Source organism: Lachnotalea sp. AF33-28 (assembly GCF_003477885.1).
Classification (GTDB): Bacteria; Bacillota; Clostridia; order Lachnospirales; family Lachnospiraceae; genus AF33-28.
Genome location: NZ_QUEE01000001.1, coordinates 193,326 through 210,998 on the forward strand (window position 1 = coordinate 193,326; position 17,673 = coordinate 210,998).

The window sequence follows — 17,673 nt, forward strand, 5'->3', positions numbered from 1 at the left end:
GCGCCCATGCGCCTTTCTCACTGCAGTTTTAGGCCCGCACCTTCACAGTCTGCGGGGAGGTTCACCCTCACAGTAGTCCCCCTGCCCTTCTCACTGGCATAGGTCAGGCCATATTCCTTTCCATAATAGAGCTGGATCCGTTCCTGGACATTGCGCACCCCCACACCGTTGGAGCGTTCATCCGGCTCCTTCCGGTCAAAGATATGGGCCAGCTGTTCTTCATCCATCCCGATGCCGTCATCCTCCACCTCCAGAATCATGCGGTCTCCCTGCATAAATCCTCTGACGCGGATTGTGCCCGGTTCCTCTTTATATTTGATGCCGTGATAAAGGGCGTTCTCCACCAGCGGCTGCAGTATCATCTTAATCATCTTTTTGCTCCGTATGGAAGGGTCCACCTCTATTTCATAGCTTAGCTGATCCCGGTAACGCATCTTCTGTATGGTCAGGTAGCTGCTGACATACTGCGCCTCCTGTTCCACCGTCACGAATTCAGCTTCATTGCTGATGCTCTGGCGCAGCAGCCTGGCCAGAGAGGAGGTCATGATCACCACCTCCTCATCCCTGCCGCTCTCCGCCATCCACACGATGGAATCCAGCGTATTGTACAGGAAATGCGGGTTGATCTGCGACTGCAGCGCCTTAAGCTCGCTCCTGCGTTTAAGCTTCTGTTCCTTTATCTGTTCCTCCATGAGTATCTGGATCTTATCCACCATCATGGAAAAACTCCTGCCCAGCTTTCCAATCTCACTGTCATCCTTTAAGATCGGCCCGGTCACCCTGAAATTCCCTTGTTCCACTTCGCGCATGGAATTTTTCAGCGCGCGGATCGGGCGTGTCATATAGCCGGAAAGGATCAGCGAGACCACTACTGCCGCGATGGAAAGCAGGATAGCGGTCAGCAGATACATGCGCTTGGCATTCTCTTCATTTTTAAACAGTTCCGTGGCGTCCACCACCCCCACCACGGTCCATCCGGTGCTCTCCGATCTGGAGCAGGTATAGAGCTTCGCCTTTTTCACATCCGGATCCGTCAGGAAATGACCGGATCCCATCTCCATCACATCGCTGATCCGCTCGTCCTTCAGCCCGCTGTGCAGAAGCTGCTGCTGGGGATGATAGACGATCTGCCCATCCTGGTCCAGCACGAAGATATATCCCCTGCTGCCCAGATCAATGCTCCTGCACAGATCGCTGATGGCATTGTAATTCAAATCGATCCACAGCACACCCACCGGTTTCTCCCCGCCCGGCACGCGCACCGCCCTGGACACGCTGACCACCCACGGATACCTGTCATAGATCACATTCTGCACATGGGAGGAGGTGATGACCGTCTCTCCGTTGGCCTCCAGCGCGCTCTTGTACCAGCTTCTTTCACTGATGTTGGTGTTCCGATTGATGACCTCATCCCCGCCGTTTACCACCAGCCGGCCGTTCTGCCCATAGGCGGCGATGCAGTATATATCGCTCCTTGTGCTCAAAATATTGGAAAACTGATCCGCTATCCCGGCTGCCATTTCCTTCTTCTGCGTATCATCCGTGAATTCCCGGCTTAAATAGTCCCCCACATCTGAATGAAAGAGCAGCATCCAGGAGGTGTTGTCCATATAGTCCAGATAAAAATCCACCTTATCGTTCACCTGCTCCACAAGCTGTGACACGTATTTCTGGGAGTTTTCCAAAATGGATTCTTCGGTGAAGCGAAAGGATATCCAGACAAATACCGCGGTCACCGGCACAATGATCACGGTAAAGGCGGCCAGAAACGCGGAATGGATATTTTTAAACACCCTCATAAACGTCTCGTCTCCCTTGCGTACTCCTTGGGCGTCTTCCCGGTTGCCTTTTTAAACGCGATGCTGAAATAATGCGGATCCGCAAATCCAACCCTCTCCGCAATTTCATAATTCTTCATGTTGGTGTGCGCCAGAAGCTCCATGGCTTTTTCCATGCGTTTTCTGGTCAGCGACTCCACAAAGGTTTCTCCGGTATAATTCTTAAATATGGTGCTGAAATAGCTGGGGCTGATGGCCAGATAGTCGCAGACCATCTGCAGGTTCAGCTCTGCTTTTCCGTAATTTTTCTCTATATAATCCAGGGCCAGCAGAGCCTGACGGCTGCCGCTCCCCTCTCTCTGGAGTTTAAGCTCTTCCGCGGTATTGATGCAGTATCCTCCCAGGTACTCCAGCATCTGGCTCAATGTCCTGGCTTCACTGATATTGTGTATAAACAGCTCCGCGCTCTGGAAAGGACTTGTGCTGTTTAAATCCGCAGTTTTCATCAGGCCGTTGACCGCCACCACCACCTGCTGCAGATAGAGATACACCTTATTCTTCTCCTGATAGGTCTGCGCCAACATCTGACCGATCTCTTCCAGCCCATCCCTGATCTTTCTTTTGTCGTCCGACTGTATTCCCATAATTACCCGGTCGATCGGCTCTTCCAGAGTGAGGATGTCCGTCTGCTTCTCCCGTATCACCGCAGTATCGATCACCCTGCCTTCTCCCAGCAGATAGCGGTAGCCAACCGCCGCCTTCGCCTCCTCATATGACCGGCTGATTTCCTCAGGGCTGTGCACACAGCTGCCGATGCCAATGGTTACAGGCATCTTTACATGGACGGCAATGGCCTTCTGTATGTCCAGGCATGTCTTTGCAACCGCGCTGTGGAATTCCTTCTGGAAACTGGACATAAAGATGATTACCGTGCTGTTGTCATTCCGCTGAAAGGCAATGCCCGCCCTCCGGGCGTTCACCAGTTCATCCGCTATATTAAACACCATAAAGGACATCAGCGCGCTCTGCTCTTTCTGTTCCTTATCCGGTGAAAAAAGCTCGGAATACAGATCGATTTCCAGCGACGCGGCCTCATAAGCGGCGGCTTCAAGCTCGATTCCCGCCTCCGACAGCTCCGCCCGGTGTTCCTCCATCGTCTTATTGCCCAGCACCAGATTCGTCAGCGCCTTCGCCCTCACAAGGCTCCGGTTCTTCCTGTACTCCTGCTGCAGCTCACGGTTGCTCTCATCCTCCTTACGTTCCTCATCCAGCTTACGCTTTAAGCTGCAGAGCGTATCCGTCAGCTCTCTGGCCGTTACCGGCTTCAGCAGATATTCCTCCACACGGTATTTCATGGCGTTTTTCGCATATTCAAATTCATTGTATCCGCTGAAAATCACGATATGTATCTGCGGAAAATCCGTATAGACCTGCCGGCTCAACTCCATCCCGTCCATAAACGGCATGCAGATATCCGTCAGCAGCAAATCCACCGGATTCTGCCGAATAAATTCCAGCGCCTCTTTTCCGTTTTTGCAGGCGCCGGCCAGCTCATAACCCAGCTCCTCCCACCGGATCTTTGCGCTGATTGCGTCCCTTACCAATGCCTCATCGTCCACGAGCAGCACACGATACATACATTACCCCGCCTTTTTATCATATTTCCCCTATAAATTTATTCTACCGGTTTCCTTTGACGGCGTCAATGAACTTATGGCGGCTTTCCGCCTTTTTCCGGTATAAGAATGTATTTGCTGTTACCATTTTACCGCTGCTGGGCGGCTGGTGAATTCTGTGCTCTTGAAAAAAGCCGGCATCGCGCTTATACTGTATATACGCTTTGCACGGCAATGCCGGCGGGAGGAGAGCGAGGGAGGATAATCATGGCACAGTATGAAAAGGGGATCGAGACAAAAAGACTGCTGCTGCAGGCTTCCCGCGAGCTGTTTTACAGGCAGGGCTATGAACAGACCACAACCAGGCAGATTGCAGAAAAATCCGGGACCAATCTCGGCCTGATTAAATACTATTTTGAATCCAAAGCCGACATCGCGCTCCTCATCTATCTGGAGATACGAAACGCCTTCTCCGGCTGGCTGCAGCAGTTCGGCTATACGGTTCCCCAGATGTATTTAATTGACAGCGCGCTGGAGCTTAGACTCTGCTTCAACAGCCCGCCTTTCGGCCGTTTTTATGATCAGATCTATAAGGAGCCAAAACTGCGCGCGCTGTTCCAGTCCAAGGTGCTGGATTCACTGCACATGTCCTCCCGGGTAAATGCGATGGGCGCAGAATACTTCACTTTCGCCTGCCTTAGCATCTCAGCCATAAAACCCGCACTTGTCAGTTTTTATCTGAATCCGGGCGGTGAAAAATATTCTCCGGACAGCTATATCCGCTACTATATGGCCCAGCAGATCCACTACCTGCAGTATGAAAATCCCCAAGAGCTGCTGGAATTCTGTTTACAGGAGCTTACTAAATACTATTTTGATGCTGCGGATAACTTCGCGCCTGTCATGTCGAGGCTGGTACCGTGATCCAAAAAACTGCTCTGCTCCTATCCTTACTCAAAATACCCCCAGATGCTCCAGCAGGATCTTGGTCCCCATTAGAATCAGAATTATGCCTCCGGCCAGCTCCGCCTTTGATTTATAGCGCACGCCGAACACATTGCCAATCTTAACCCCTGCGGCGGAAAGGCTGAAGGTAATAATTCCGATAAAGGATACCGCCGGAATGATCTGCACCTTAAGAAATGCGAAGGTGACTCCGACAGCCAGCGCATCGATGCTGGTGGCCACCGCCAAAAGCAGCATGTTCTTCGCGCCCAGCTCCTCCTTCTCATCGGTGGGACAGACACAGTCCTCTTCTCCCTTAGAAAGCGCTTCCCTGATCATATTTGTTCCGATCAGTCCCAAAAGCACGAAGGCGATCCAATGGTCAAGCGCCGTGATCCTGTCCTGGAACTGCACGCCGAGGGCATAGCCAAGCAGTGGCATTCCCGCCTGAAACGCGCCGAAATACAGCCCGACAATCCCTGCTTTTTTCACCGTCACTTTTCTCATGCACAGGCCCTTGCAGATGCTCACGGCAAACGCATCCATGGACAGACCAACCGCCAAAATAAACAATTCCGCCAATCCCATACTTAATCTCCTTCATATGTAGTAAGAATGAATAAGGGAACATCCTTATGAAATGAAAAAAGACCCACCTGCAGAATTTCTCCGCAGATAAGTCTCATCATTTAAAATAAAGCCAGATAGAATCTATCAGCATGTTGACTTTATTACACCACCGAAGCCGATGATGCCAACTACTCCCTTATCGCCATATCGGCATATTATGAACGTTCTTTTCATTATAGAATTGCCTCGCCAAATTGTCAATCCCATAATTACATCTCTATTCCGCGCCTCGCCCCAACCCCGTTTTTGTAATAATGGCGTATCTCGGTCATACCGGTAACCAGATCCGCTTTTTCCATAACGGATTTGGCAGCATAGCGTCCGGTCAGAATCAATTCCGTAAAGTATGGCTTTTCCTCCAAGAGCTGCAGGATTTCCTCTTCCGTCAGATATCCCTTGAAAGCGGCCACATGGATCTCATCCAGGACAACCATATCATACCGTCCGCTGTTAAGCGCCTGGCGCGCTTTTATAAATCCCGCGTGCGCTGCGGCTTCATCCGCTTCCGGATCCGGATGATACAGCTCATTGCCGTCGCCGTACTGTTCGATTGTAATCGCATCGCCAAAGGTGCGCATGGCCCGGATCTCACTCGTCTCGCCTGTCTTCATGAACTGGCCGAAATATACGTTCATCCCGGCGCCCATCGCGCGCAGAATCAACCCCATCGAAGCGGTTGTCTTTCCTTTGCCGTCGCCGGTATATACCTGCACATAGCCGTTTGTGAGCACCGGCTTTCTGCTTTTTAAGAGAACCGGAAGCACCGCATAACCGTCCGGTACAACAGGGGGTGCAAACTCTACCGGAAGCGGTTTGGAAAAGATAGGGCCGGCTGTAACAAACGTGTGATATTCTCCGTTTTCCCCGCATACATCCGCGCCGACGGCCTCGATTTCCCGCATTACTTCGTGCGTCAGCTGCCGCCCCAGAAAATCAGGGCCGAGCCTTTTTATGTCAACAACCGTTATGCGGGCTGTAAAGCCGCTCTCAATGCATTCCTTCACAAGGTCCGTGCGCTTTTCATGCCAGAGCGGATAGTAAGCTTCCATTCCGGCGGCGGCGCAGCGCGCCCTGCCCCATTCCAGGTGGCCTTCGATATCAATATCCCCAAACACACAGACATCGGCTCCAAGCGCCTTATACTCTCGCAGCATCTGTTCAAAGTTAGCAGCGTAATCCGCACCGCCGGTCCGAATCAGCCTCACAGGAACACCGGCGGCCTGTTCGACCTCCTTTAGGACATCCTGGGGTATGCCATGGAACCAGGAGCGCCCCAGATCGGTATTGTATGTGATAATGAAGGCGTCCGGGACCATTCCCTTTAAAACTGCCCGGTGGATCGCCAGTACGCTGTCCTTTCCTCCGCTGTAGGAGGCCACAAAATGCTTTCCTCTATAATCTTCCATCCGAACCCTCTCCTTCCAGGACCGCCTCGATTGCCGAAATATCCAGACATGCAGCGAGTGCATCCGCCAGCCTGTCAAACTGCAATTCCTGATATTGCCCGAATGTCATCCCATCCGGTATCCGCGCCGCAATGTGCGCACGGGTCTTTGTGTCAGCTCCCTGCAGACTGTCTTCGTCCTCCAGACAAAGATCCAGATGCGGCACCGTGCCAAGCACCGGAACCTTTGTTATTTCACTTAAAATACGCATCCCTTCCCCAAAAGAAGAGGGATCGCCGTAAAAATCATTGACAATCAGTCCGCGCACCAGCGCGCGCTGTGCAGGCTCAAGCAGAGCGACTGTCCCGTAGGCGGATGCAAAGATCCCGCCGCGCCGGATATCGGCAACCAGCAGCACCGGGCAGTTTATCCGCTGGGCAAATCCCATGTTTACAATATCGCCCGCTATAAGATTTAACTCTACCGGACTTCCGGCGCCTTCCGCCACGATGAGATCGTATTCGCCGGCCAGGCGGTGAAACGCCGCCATGATCCGCTCCTGCTTAAGCTCCGGACTCAGCTGTTCGACGGCCACGCCATCCAAAATGGTTTCACAGCCGCCGTGAAACGGCTTTAACAATACCGGATTCATATCTGTATGGGGCGCGATGCCGCAGGCCGCCGCCGCGACTGCCTGTGAACGCGCCATCTGTGAGCCGTCCGGCAGGATATGTGCATTGTCCGATAAATTCTGCGCCTTAAAGGGGGCGACCCTGATCCCCTTACGCGCAAAGAGCCGGCAGAGTCCGATGGCGATTGTGCTCTTGCCAACCCCGGATGCCGTGCCCTGTACCATAATTGCCTTTGCTTTGCTCATAGCTTGTAATTCCTGCTTGTGTAGGGAATTTCATCCACACCTTCCAGCTCATTGAGCTTGAGAGCCAGATAGAAAAAGTAGCCCGACAGGAGATTGGCGAGATCCAGCAGCAGCGGGGAAACCTCGTTTCCTTGCTCGCAATACCGATAGATCAGGCGGACCAGGGTTTTCCCCTGCACGCGCAGCAGATGTGCGGTACAGGCGGCCTCACAGCCCTGGGTCAGCACAAACATCTTACAGCGGGGGCCGCATTCCTGTTTCAGGCGATTGGCAATTTCAAATAAATGATCTTTCTCCGCTTCCGTTACCGTAAGCCTTGTGCGCAGCGTCGGATTGATATGATAGATCAGTTCGCATACCCACAAAAGCTCTTCACGCAGCGTCTCATCCTTAACCTGCGCGCGTAAAAGGCCCGTACGGCTCGCCATCTGATCGGTAAACAGCTCAAAGTCACAGCGAAGGTCATCGCCGGCATCGCTCAAAAAAGGATATGCCTCATAAGGACTATGATAAATTTCCATCCGTTTATTACTCCCATCTTTTCAAAGATTTCCGCATATAGTCCTGCACATCCATATGATAGGTGCGGCTTAACAGCGAAAAGTCAAAGTGATCTGTTTTCTCAACCGCCTGCACGCGGCCTTCATCCATTAAAAGAAGCGTGTCTGCAAAAGCCAATGCCAGATTAATATCGTGCAGTACTCCGGCAACACAGCGTTTTCCCTTTAAAGACCATTCCTTCAGGTATTCAATGAGTTCAATCTGATATTTGAGATCCAGATGATTGGTAGGCTCATCTAAGAGGATAATCTGCGGATCCTGCGCGAATACGCGCGCCAGAAATACCCTCTGCAGCTGGCCGCCGGAAAGCTCGGTAATCAGGCGGTCTTTTAATTCCAAGGTGCCTGTGCGTTCCATGCTCTCCAGCACGATCCTGCGGTCTTCACTGTTTTCTCCGCCAAGCAGCCCGCGCTTCATATGCGCATATCTTCCCAGCATAACTGTCTCATAGACAGTATAGGAAAAACTGTAGGACGAAAGCTGGCTCATCAGCGCTATTTTCTGTGCCGCCTGTCTGCGCTTCATTCCCTTTAAAGACTCGCCGCAGACCGTGATTTCTCCGGAATATGGCAAAATGCCGGCCAGCGCGCGCAGAAAAGTGGTTTTACCGCAGCCGTTCGGACCTAAAATGCAGAGCCGTTCTCCTTCTTCCAGTGAAACGGAGACATCCTTTACTACCGGATATTTGTCATATCCGCAGCTTACATGCTTCACCTGCAGCAAGTTTTATCTCTCCTTCCGTTTCACAAAATAGATATAGATAAAGAAAGGGGAACCGATCAGCGCCGTAATAGATCCGATCGGAATCTCTCTCGGCACCGCCAGCGTGCGCGCCGCAAGATCGCACAGAACCATAAAGGTGCCGCCGAATAACGCGCTTGCCGGCAGGACCAGCCGGTGAGAGGAGCCGAAGAATCTCCTAACAACATGCGGAGCGATTAAGTCCACAAATCCGATGATGCCCACAAAGGCGACCGCCGTTCCTGTAAGGACCGCCACGATGCAGATCAGGAGCCGTTTTACGAATTTGAGATTCACGCCCAACGACAGCGCCTGCTCCTCTCCGAACGTCATGACATCCATTTCCTTGGCATAAAACATAAAAAGCAGCATGCAAAGCACGGTCACAACGAAGAGTATGAGCACACTGTCCCATCCCTTCATGGAGAAGCTGCCCAGCGTCCATAGGTTGATCCGCTGCGCATTGGCAGGGGAGACTGTGGCCAGCATGCTCATAATCGCATTCAGAAACAGCGAGAGCACCATACCGGTAAGGATAATCGTGGTGTTGGACATGCTCCTGTCAATCCGCGAAGAAAATCCGATCACGAGAATCACCGTTCCCAGCCCGCCAAGCAGGCTGACAGCAGGCAGGAAAAACATTCCGAGGATCCCGGAAGAAAGGCCCATTACCATTACAACAGCCGCGCCGAGGCCCGCCCCTGCCGAAATGCCGAGCCCAAACGGGGATGCGAGCGGATTCTGCAGCACGGACTGCATAACCGTACCGGCAGCCGCGAGCGCCGCTCCGGTCAGAAATGCCATGAGTACCCTGGGGAGGCGCATGTCCATGACCATCTTCGGATACACCGGGTTTATGCTTTCCGGGAGAGGAATCTGAAACAGCCGATTCCCCAAAATTGCAAGAATATCGGCAGGTGATACATACACACTGCCGATACCGATGCCGAAAATTAATGCGGCAGCCGCGATGACTGCCATGAGTGTCACCTTTAAAGTGGTTTTCATTCTGTATAATACTCCGGATAAATTGCTTCAGCCATCTGCACCAGGGCCTTTACAATGTTCTGGTTGGAAGAGGAGGAAGCCATATTATCAATATAATATACGCTCTTGTCTGCAACTGCGGTCATATCCGCCCAGCCTTCACGGTCCATGATTTCCTGTGTCGGATTTTCTATGTAGTTCACATTTGTCAGGATCACATCGGGATTAGCGGCCACCACCGTTTCCGCCTCAACTCCCAGCCATCCGTTCTGATCCGCCAATATGTTTTTTGCACCGATTAGTTCTATCATTTCATTTAAGAATACACCGCTGCCGAAGCTGTACATGGAAGGCGCCGCCGCGATCTCAAAATAAACCGTTTTCTTATCGGTTATGGTGGAGCCAATAGCAGCGATGCTGTCGATCTGTGCCTGCATATCGGCAAGCATTGCTTCTCCCTTTTCCGGAACGCCCAAAACTGCAGCCAAAAAGCTGATATCACTCTGTATAGCGGCAATGCTTTCGCTGGTTGGCACGCAGATAACGCAGACGCCCTGATCGATCAGCGTCTGATACGGATTTTCCTGGTCATATAAGGTCATGTTGGAAACGAAGAGCACATCGGGATTCAGCGCTGCCAGCTGTTCCATGTCAGGCTGCATAAAATCCAGTACGATATCACTTTCCGGAAGGCCTTCCAGCCCGACGCTCTGTGCATCATACGCCGCAATCTTATCCCCCAGGCCTAAACCAATGATTGTCTGCGCAATCGAAGGAGACAGCACGGCAATTGTTTCGATGTCTTCAGGAACCTTGATCTGGGCTCCGCTGGGATCTGTCGTCGGAAGCGCTGCGGCAGATGTTTCTGCAGTCTGCTCCGTTCCGGCACTCTGCGTTGTTTCAGGAGTCTCGGCGGCTTTTGTGGTCTGCGTTGTTTCAGCCGCCGCAGTGGAGACGTCTGTTTCCTTCGGCGCGGGTGCGCTGCAGGCCGCAAGGCTCACCGCAAGGGCACACGTCAGGATGATAGCAAGTAATTTTTTCATGTTCTTTCCTCCAAATGTCTGTCCTGATACAACAAAACACCCTTTCATACACGAAAGGGTGTTAATAAGCATAACAATGCACAATCCATCCATCGTGAATTCGTACACAGCAAACTCAGCGATCCGACTTATCGCACAGCGGCGCATCACGGTGGCGGGACCGTACAGGATTCACACCTGACTTCTCTGACAATTGTCTGCTGTTCATATGAAAACGTATTTTGATATCTCAGGCAAATTTTGATGCTTATACTTTCCGCATCACTTGCATTCTAGCTGACTGAAACGGTATTGTCAACCGGTTTCTTCTTTTTGTGCCAATGCCTCATATAAACTGTTACTGTTCACAGTTACCGTAAATTTCCGCGCAAGACAGGGCAGGGTATATTCCTCATGGGGACGCGCTCTCGCTCCGTGAAGCGCACAACGGTACTAATGCTGTAAAATACACAGCATAAGTACCGGCGGGCTTCAAGGGATCCCCATGAGGAATATACCCTGCCCTGTCTTGCGCTGCTTTATCGGTACCCGTGAACAGTAACTATAAACGTATTTAAAGGCAAATCGTCATATATGGCGGGATGCACAGAATATCATCTTTCTCCATCACATTTCGGGGATGGATGATATAGCTGCCGCCAATACGGGATTTATACTTTTCTTTGAACCTAATTAAAGATGCATTAGAATACTGCGGGCTGGATTTCACCTCAATCGGAAAAATCTTATATTTTGTTTTGCTGTTATTGGAAATGATGAAGTCGATCTCAATGTCATTTCTTCGTTTTTTATCATTGTACTGGGTGTAAAAGAACAGCCGATGCCCATTCGCCACAAGCATTTGGGCGATCACATTTTCATAGAGCATTCCTTCGTTCAAACCCAGCTTCCCAGCGAAAATCTGCTTGTAAACTTCGTCTTCCAACAGCTCGTTTTCATCGAAGGCATGGCTGACCAGCAAACCGGTATCGCCCAGATAACACTTAATGCAGGCATCTGTCTCTGTTAGTGAGAGCCCTACATTAGGATCATTTGCTTTCCGGCACTCATTTGCCAACATAGAATCAGAGAGCCAAAAGAAGGTCTCCTCATACTGTTCAGCCTTAGATCCTTCCACGATGCGATTGAAAACGACCCGTTTCTCGTGTCTGGACAAAAGGCCGGGGATCTGATCGAAAATGGCCAACACCTTAGCCCGATACTGTGCATGAATCTTCATAATGTCATTTCGGTAAAGTGCAAGAATATCTCTCTTTTCAAGGTCGGCGGCCCCAAAGTCCTTATGCCCCTCTAGAAAGGCAACAACGGCCATAGGCATTCCGCCAACCAACATATACTGCTTAAAAAGCAGCATCGCCTTGTTGTGCAGATTTCTCTCAAGAGATTCCTTCTTCTCAAAACAGGTCTTGATATAGGGGATAAGCGGTCTTTCATCCAATGCCCAGCAGAACTCCTCGAAGTCCAGTGGGTACATCTTGATTTTCCGCTCCTCGGAGGGGATCACAATGCCCTGTACATTCTCCCTGATAGAGATAAGGGAACCAGTCTCAATATAATCATACCGTCCATCGGCAACCAGATACTTGATTGCTTCCCTTGCCTTCGGATATAGCTGTACCTCATCGAATATGATTATGCTTTCCCTGGGATACAACTGCACACCGTAGTTAACGGACAGCAGCATGAAAAAGGTATCCAAATCATTCAGATGAAGATGGAAATACGACTTCACATCATCTGATGCTCTGGCAAAATCGATAAATATATAGCTCTTATATTCGTTCCGGGCAAATTCCTCCACCACAGTGGACTTACCAATTCGACGGGCTCCTTCTACAAGAAGAACTTTCTTCCCCTTTGTTTCATTCTTCCAAGCAAGAAACTTACTGTAAATCTTGCGCTCAAACAACATAATCTTCGCCTCCCACACACATGATATCACACCGACTCGCAATACGCAACTCGCATTCAATATCAAAATACCGCAATACGCATATGTCATATTGTTATACTATCCCATAATACGCGTACTTATTCAGTATATGCCCCAAATGAAGCCCGACTCACCGCAGATTACAGATTACAACGGAAGTGCCGGTAGCAATATCGGCAATACTATGGTAAAATCAATGTCAAGTTAAACATAATCATATTGCGTTACTATTTACAACTGCCGATAAAACAGCGCAAGACAGGGCAGGGTATATTCCTCATGGGGATCCCTTGAAGCCCGCCGGTACTTATGCTGTGTATTTTACAGCATTAGTATCGTTGCGCGCTTCACGGAGCGAGAGCGGGTCCCCATGAGGAATATACCCTGCCCTGTCTTGCGCGGAACTTTACGGTAACTGTATACAGTACTACAATGCCGGAGGTGCAATTTTGTCTAAAGCTATTTTTTGGGATTTTGACGGTACCATCATACATCCAAATGAGTCATTTTTTAACGCATTGCTCACAGCGCTTAAAAAACAAAAATATGAAATCCCCACTGAACAAATCAGGGCACTTTTGCAATCGGTATGTTCCTGGTACACACCCGAAATAGCATATCCCGATCAAGTGGGGCAGCAATGGTGGAGCGCTCTTTTTAAAAAGTTCAATTTGTTTTACGCAGCATACGGTATTGCCGAAGCAGACCGGCAAAAAATAAATGCAGATTTCAAACGCCAGATATTGGACGTGCACAGTTATACCCTCTACAGCGATGCAATATCAGTATTAACTCTGTGCATTGAAAAAGGTTACAGAAATTACATCTTATCAAATAATTACCCCGAACTCCCATCTATTATAGAGGATTTGGGGTTATCAGCATTTTTTACAGACTATATAATATCTTCAAATATCGGTTATGAAAAGCCGAGGATCGAGCTGTTTCAATATGCCTTGCGCATTGCAGCATATCCTGATATCTGTTATATGATCGGAGATAATCTGATAGCCGATATACAGGGCGGAAAGGATGCGGGTATGCGGACTATTTTAGTACACAGAGACGGCCATTCAGATGCCGGCTGCCGGTGTGAAACCCTGTCTGAAATTCCCCCGCTATTGGAGCCCGCCGCTCCTGCCGGCGGGAAATGACCGGGAGGCCTTTTACCATGAATAAAAAAGAACGGCGTCCAGAACACCGCATAGTGCTTGCCAGGTTCAATCCGACCTTTATTAAGTACTTCATTTCCTATTTTATAATCGTTATTATATTAATTGGATGTTTTTACTTACTATTCAGATTTAACTTTATATCCATCTACCAGGATCATCTGCAGGAATCCGCAGAAAAACAGCTTTCTTCCATTAAGACTACGCTGGATTCAGAAGTCACTGCTTTTGTTCTGCTCGATGCGCAGATCAAGAAAGACCTAAATCTCATTATGTCCAATTATACCGATTCGGCCTATGATCTCTATCAGGCGAATAAAAAGCTGACTGCCTATGCCTCCGCCAACAATATGATCGATTCCATATCCGTGCTCTCTTCCGACGGGGAGGTGCTTTTGTCTACAGCTCTGCCTGTTGTCTTATTTGAAGACGGCTACCGGATTTGTGTGGGAGGAAAAAATTATCCGATTCCTTTAGACGAGTATCTTTCCGCTCCCAAACGCCATTTTTTCCGCCTGGATACCGGCAATAAATCCTTTTTAATTTATCTGGCTCCCCGCAGCCAGAGATCCTCCATGTTCACTGTTTATGTTTTGAGTCTGCAGGGATTTGACAGTATTCTGAATTCAGAAAGCAGCAAAGGGGTAGTGTCCTTTTGGCTTCTTGATGCAGACTGCTCCTTCCTTGCAGGAGATGAGCCTGATGCCCTGTTCTCCCTGGCTGATGAACTGCCTTCCTCTTCAGGTCTTCATGAAATAGATGCTTCCAACTCACTGTACATGATAGCTGATGACAGCGATAATGCCGGAAATTTGGTGCTGACAGCGCTCCTCTCCAATCAGGAAATCGCCAGACAGACAGAAACCGCTATGGGAAGAAGTATCATTGTATTCGCCTTGGTCTTTCTGCTGAGTTTATTTATTATCCTGTTGGCCATGCAGGCCACCTTTAAGCCGCTGCAGAAGCTGATAAAGAAAATAATACCGGCGGACAGCAGCGAACACAATTATATAAGCCTTTTAGAGGACACGTTCAGTAAACTGGCGGCTGAAAAATACACACTGCAGGAAAAATTGAATAACTATCGGAGGCTGATCCAGAAATCGCTGTTTGATTCCGTAATACAGAGCCCTTCCGATATTGATTCCCTTTTTTCCATGGAATCTGACAAATGCGCCATCTATATCGCCAGGATCACAAATGATGCCGGCGGTCCGGATTTCCCCGAACATGTGGAGCTGGCTTTATCCGAAGGCCTGCAGGCATTTGAGAAAAAAATTGTTGCGATGATCGAATATACACAGGAACACGCGGTTGTCCTGATCAGCTACTATGATGACCGGCAAAACGGCTATGGCCATACCGTCATCACTGTGCTTTTGGAAGAACTGCACAAAAAGCTTGGCTGTCACTGCGTTTACAGCGACAGAGCCGATTCGCCCATGGAAATACCGGCTCTTTATAAAAATGTCATGGCAGCCTGCAGTCCTGTGGACGAATCCGTCGTTTTGTACACCAGCGTCATTGGAGAAAGCAGGGACAGCGGCCACTTACAGTATCCGATATCGCAGCTGGAAGAATTGACCCGGCATCTTCGAAACAGTCATTTTACCGAAGCCCGGGCCTGTGTGACAGAGCTTATAGGCTTATTGGACAGCACTTCGGATGTAAATGAGAATCCCTTTATAAATTTTTATGTCCGCAGTATACTGATTGATATTTTAACGATACTGACCAACGCAATCAGTGAATATAACGCTAAATTCAAGGACTACAGCGACCTTTATTTCTCAACGCTCTATCTTTGCAGAAGCTGCCCCTATGAGGAGAACAGCGGCACTATTCTTAAAAATATGCTGGCACTGCTCGACTTTTGCAAAGAAAGCTCCGACAACATCCCGGCGAGATTTTCACAGATAGAGGAAATCATGAACGCGGAATATGCATCCCCCGATTTTTCGATCACAGTGCTCGCTGATGCATTTCATATCAGCATCGCCCACATGAGTTCTCTTTTCAAGATCCGGTTCGGGAAGAATTTCTCGGAATATCTGTGGGAAATGAGGCTTGAAAAAGCAAAAGGTCTTCTTCTCGGCACGGATCAGACCATTGACCAGATCAGTACCAGTGTGGGGTATGTAAATGTATCAAGTTTCCGGCGCAAGTTTAAACAGGAGGTAGGAGTATCCCCCTCCCAATATCGGGAACAGAATATTTAAACAGCGGCGTCTGCTTTTCTTGCGGCAGACGCCGCTGTTTGCTTATTTTACCGGACGGATACAAATTTTCGGCGCGGACCGAAATTATGTACCTTGCCGGAAACGGATATCCCGCTTATATTTAAGTCATCCACTTTGAAAACGCGTTTGAGATGGATTAAAAATAAAAAATGGAGGTATGGTATGAAACATAAATTTATATCAATATTGCTGGCAGCAGCAATGGTTCTTTCAATGGCAGCGTGCGGCGGCTCACCGTCCCAATCCCAGCCCGATCATTCTTCTGCAGACGGGTCAGCTGATACAAAAGCCCCTGAGGATAAACTTACTTATTCGGCAGTAGCCGTACTGCACGCTTCTACCTATGATCTGGATGATTCCCTGCCCATGCAGATACTGCAGGAGAAATACAACATCGATATTGAATTTCAGTCACTTCTAAGTTCCGAGCTCAGTGAAAAGAGAAACCTTCTGTTAAATTCCGGGGACTATCCGGAACTGTTCATTAAGTCAGGTATGAGTTCCTCTGAAATGCTGGATTATGGCAGCCAGGGTATTTTAATCCCCTTAGAGGACCTGATTAAGGAACATATGCCGAATCTGACCGCATGGCTGGATGAGAATAATGCATGGCAGTGGATCCTCTCCAGCGACGGCCATGTATACGGCCTTCCATGCTATGAGCTGGCAATTACCGATTGGACCCCTTATTGGATCAATATGAAATGGATTGAATATCTCGGACTTAAAGAACCTTCCAGTCTGGATGAGCTGTATGAGGTATTAAAGGCATTTAAGGAACAGGACGCAAACGGCAACGGGGATCCGAATGATGAGATTCCGCTGGCCTTCAACGGCATGCCTACTTTCCTGATGCAATACCTGGGGCAGGCGGTTGACAGCAGGACATACTGCACCGTAAATGATGGCAAGCTTTCCTTTGTACCTGTAACAGATATGTATTACACCTATCTGGAATTTTTGGCTAAGCTGTACGCGGAAGGGCTTATTCTGGATACCTGCTTTACAATCACCGGTGAAGAGCTGACCGCTAAAGGCACGGAAAACGATATTTTCGGTTCCAGCGCTTCCGCAGGCATTTTCCTGGTGGTTGGAAGGGACAATGATGATGATTACAAGATGCTGACACCTTTTGGAGAAGGCCAGTATGCGATCGGCAACGGCATAGGCACCGGCGTGTTCTGTGTCACGGATAAATGCACGAATCCGGGTCCGGTTCTCGCAATGTTTGATACCTTTTATTCCCAGGAAGGCGGAATCTTAGCAACCATGGGTGTGGAGGGCGAGACCTATTCCGTAAATGAACAGGGTGAATGGGAATGGATCCTTGGCGGCAAATACGGGGAGACCGTGGATGAGGTGCGCGGAAACGGAACGATTCAGGGCACAACCGCAGGTCCGTATCTTTCCCCGGATATCTGGTGGACAAAGATGTCTCCGAATGCGGATCCGGATGAGGTTTATCTAAATCAGGAACGCGTGCGCACCGCCGCATATGGGGTATCTGTGCTGCCCAATATGCACTATACGGAGGAAGATGAGGATACTGTAGCAGCCTTGGCCACGGACATACAGATGTATTTTGAGGAGTATACCGTGGAGGTAATTACCGGCAAAAAAGATCTGGCATCCACATGGGATAACTATGTTGCGACGGTGGAAAGAATGGGCCTTTCTGATCTGATGGATGCTTACCAGAGGACCTACGACAAGTCAATTGCTTTGCAATAAAATAAATGGGAGATGTGGGATGGAAACAGCCGCA

Annotated in this window: 14 protein-coding genes and 1 riboswitch; of the genes, 4 read left to right on the forward strand and 10 right to left on the reverse strand. The window is 49.4% G+C overall.

Annotation, left to right across the window (positions count from 1 at the left end):
* Nucleotides 1-17: 17 nt before the first annotated feature.
* Together DWZ56_RS00790 and DWZ56_RS00795 are read right to left on the reverse strand one after the other, a co-directional pair.
* Nucleotides 18-1,799 carry a cache domain-containing sensor histidine kinase gene (locus DWZ56_RS00790; protein ID WP_118554481.1) on the reverse strand — a complete coding sequence of 594 codons (1,782 nt, stop codon included), beginning with the start codon at nucleotides 1,797-1,799 and terminating at the stop codon, nucleotides 18-20.
* Complete coding sequence (locus tag DWZ56_RS00795) at nucleotides 1,796-3,415, reverse strand: response regulator (protein WP_118554482.1); 1,620 nt, start codon at nucleotides 3,413-3,415, stop codon at nucleotides 1,796-1,798. Before DWZ56_RS00795 ends, DWZ56_RS00790 begins: the two co-directional genes overlap by 4 nt.
* Nucleotides 3,416-3,661: 246 nt before the next feature.
* On the opposite strand from DWZ56_RS00795, the gene DWZ56_RS00800 reads away from it, so the two are divergent.
* Entirely contained in the window at nucleotides 3,662-4,318 is a 657-nt protein-coding gene (locus DWZ56_RS00800) for a TetR/AcrR family transcriptional regulator (protein ID WP_158584373.1), read from the forward strand.
* 30 nt (nucleotides 4,319-4,348) lie between these two features.
* On the opposite strand, the gene DWZ56_RS00805 is transcribed toward DWZ56_RS00800, so the two are convergent.
* The 8 genes from DWZ56_RS00805 to DWZ56_RS00845 form a co-directional block, all read right to left on the reverse strand.
* The gene (locus tag DWZ56_RS00805; protein ID WP_118554484.1) at nucleotides 4,349-4,927 is read right to left on the reverse strand and encodes a manganese efflux pump MntP; all 579 of its coding nucleotides are present in this window, start codon (nucleotides 4,925-4,927) and stop codon (nucleotides 4,349-4,351) included.
* Between the two features lie 251 nt (nucleotides 4,928-5,178).
* Entirely contained in the window at nucleotides 5,179-6,375 is a 1,197-nt protein-coding gene (locus DWZ56_RS23005; RefSeq protein WP_243095000.1) for a cob(I)yrinic acid a,c-diamide adenosyltransferase, read from the reverse strand.
* On the reverse strand, nucleotides 6,362-7,231 hold the full coding sequence (locus DWZ56_RS00820; RefSeq protein ID WP_118554485.1) for a cobyric acid synthase: 870 nt from the start codon (nucleotides 7,229-7,231) through the stop codon (nucleotides 6,362-6,364). Before DWZ56_RS00820 ends, DWZ56_RS23005 begins: the two co-directional genes overlap by 14 nt.
* Nucleotides 7,228-7,752: an ATP--cob(I)alamin adenosyltransferase gene (locus DWZ56_RS00825; RefSeq protein ID WP_118554486.1), complete on the reverse strand. Its 525-nt coding sequence runs from the start codon at nucleotides 7,750-7,752 to the stop codon at nucleotides 7,228-7,230. Before DWZ56_RS00825 ends, DWZ56_RS00820 begins: the two co-directional genes overlap by 4 nt.
* A gap of 7 nt (nucleotides 7,753-7,759) precedes the next feature.
* Nucleotides 7,760-8,506, reverse strand: a complete 747-nt coding sequence (locus tag DWZ56_RS00830; protein ID WP_243095024.1) for an ABC transporter ATP-binding protein — start codon at nucleotides 8,504-8,506, stop codon at nucleotides 7,760-7,762.
* A gap of 12 nt (nucleotides 8,507-8,518) precedes the next feature.
* Complete coding sequence (locus DWZ56_RS00835; protein ID WP_118554488.1) at nucleotides 8,519-9,541, reverse strand: FecCD family ABC transporter permease; 1,023 nt, start codon at nucleotides 9,539-9,541, stop codon at nucleotides 8,519-8,521.
* Nucleotides 9,538-10,563, reverse strand: a complete 1,026-nt coding sequence (locus DWZ56_RS00840) for an ABC transporter substrate-binding protein (RefSeq protein ID WP_158584374.1) — start codon at nucleotides 10,561-10,563, stop codon at nucleotides 9,538-9,540. Before DWZ56_RS00840 ends, DWZ56_RS00835 begins: the two co-directional genes overlap by 4 nt.
* Nucleotides 10,564-10,636: 73 nt before the next feature.
* Nucleotides 10,637-10,777, reverse strand: a riboswitch (adenosylcobalamin (AdoCbl) riboswitch).
* A 339-nt stretch (nucleotides 10,778-11,116) separates the two neighbouring features.
* Nucleotides 11,117-12,475, reverse strand: a complete 1,359-nt coding sequence (locus DWZ56_RS00845; protein WP_118554490.1) for an ATP-binding protein — start codon at nucleotides 12,473-12,475, stop codon at nucleotides 11,117-11,119.
* Nucleotides 12,476-12,945: 470 nt separating this feature from the next.
* On the opposite strand from DWZ56_RS00845, the gene DWZ56_RS00850 reads away from it, so the two are divergent.
* The 3 genes from DWZ56_RS00850 to DWZ56_RS00860 all read left to right on the forward strand — a co-directional run bounded on the left by DWZ56_RS00850 (nucleotide 12,946) and on the right by DWZ56_RS00860 (nucleotide 17,639).
* On the forward strand, nucleotides 12,946-13,650 hold the full coding sequence (locus DWZ56_RS00850) for an HAD family hydrolase (protein WP_158584375.1): 705 nt from the start codon (nucleotides 12,946-12,948) through the stop codon (nucleotides 13,648-13,650).
* Nucleotides 13,651-13,667: 17 nt separating this feature from the next.
* Complete coding sequence (locus tag DWZ56_RS00855; protein ID WP_158584376.1) at nucleotides 13,668-15,887, forward strand: helix-turn-helix domain-containing protein; 2,220 nt, start codon at nucleotides 13,668-13,670, stop codon at nucleotides 15,885-15,887.
* Between the two features lie 183 nt (nucleotides 15,888-16,070).
* Complete coding sequence (locus tag DWZ56_RS00860) at nucleotides 16,071-17,639, forward strand: extracellular solute-binding protein (RefSeq protein WP_118554493.1); 1,569 nt, start codon at nucleotides 16,071-16,073, stop codon at nucleotides 17,637-17,639.
* Nucleotides 17,640-17,673: the final 34 nt, after the last annotated feature.

Coding starts and splice junctions, on each gene's coding strand:
- DWZ56_RS00790 (WP_118554481.1), bottom strand. CDS start 1,799: ATGAGGGTGTTTAAAAATATCCATTCCGCGTTTCTGGCCGCCTTTACC.
- DWZ56_RS00795 (WP_118554482.1), bottom strand. CDS start 3,415: ATGTATCGTGTGCTGCTCGTGGACGATGAGGCATTGGTAAGGGACGCA.
- DWZ56_RS00800 (WP_158584373.1), top strand. CDS start 3,662: ATGGCACAGTATGAAAAGGGGATCGAGACAAAAAGACTGCTGCTGCAG.
- DWZ56_RS00805 (WP_118554484.1), bottom strand. CDS start 4,927: ATGGGATTGGCGGAATTGTTTATTTTGGCGGTTGGTCTGTCCATGGAT.
- DWZ56_RS23005 (WP_243095000.1), bottom strand. CDS start 6,375: ATGGAAGATTATAGAGGAAAGCATTTTGTGGCCTCCTACAGCGGAGGA.
- DWZ56_RS00820 (WP_118554485.1), bottom strand. CDS start 7,231: ATGAGCAAAGCAAAGGCAATTATGGTACAGGGCACGGCATCCGGGGTT.
- DWZ56_RS00825 (WP_118554486.1), bottom strand. CDS start 7,752: ATGGAAATTTATCATAGTCCTTATGAGGCATATCCTTTTTTGAGCGAT.
- DWZ56_RS00835 (WP_118554488.1), bottom strand. CDS start 9,541: ATGAAAACCACTTTAAAGGTGACACTCATGGCAGTCATCGCGGCTGCC.
- DWZ56_RS00840 (WP_158584374.1), bottom strand. CDS start 10,563: ATGAAAAAATTACTTGCTATCATCCTGACGTGTGCCCTTGCGGTGAGC.
- DWZ56_RS00845 (WP_118554490.1), bottom strand. CDS start 12,475: ATGTTGTTTGAGCGCAAGATTTACAGTAAGTTTCTTGCTTGGAAGAAT.
- DWZ56_RS00855 (WP_158584376.1), top strand. CDS start 13,668: ATGAATAAAAAAGAACGGCGTCCAGAACACCGCATAGTGCTTGCCAGG.
- DWZ56_RS00860 (WP_118554493.1), top strand. CDS start 16,071: ATGAAACATAAATTTATATCAATATTGCTGGCAGCAGCAATGGTTCTT.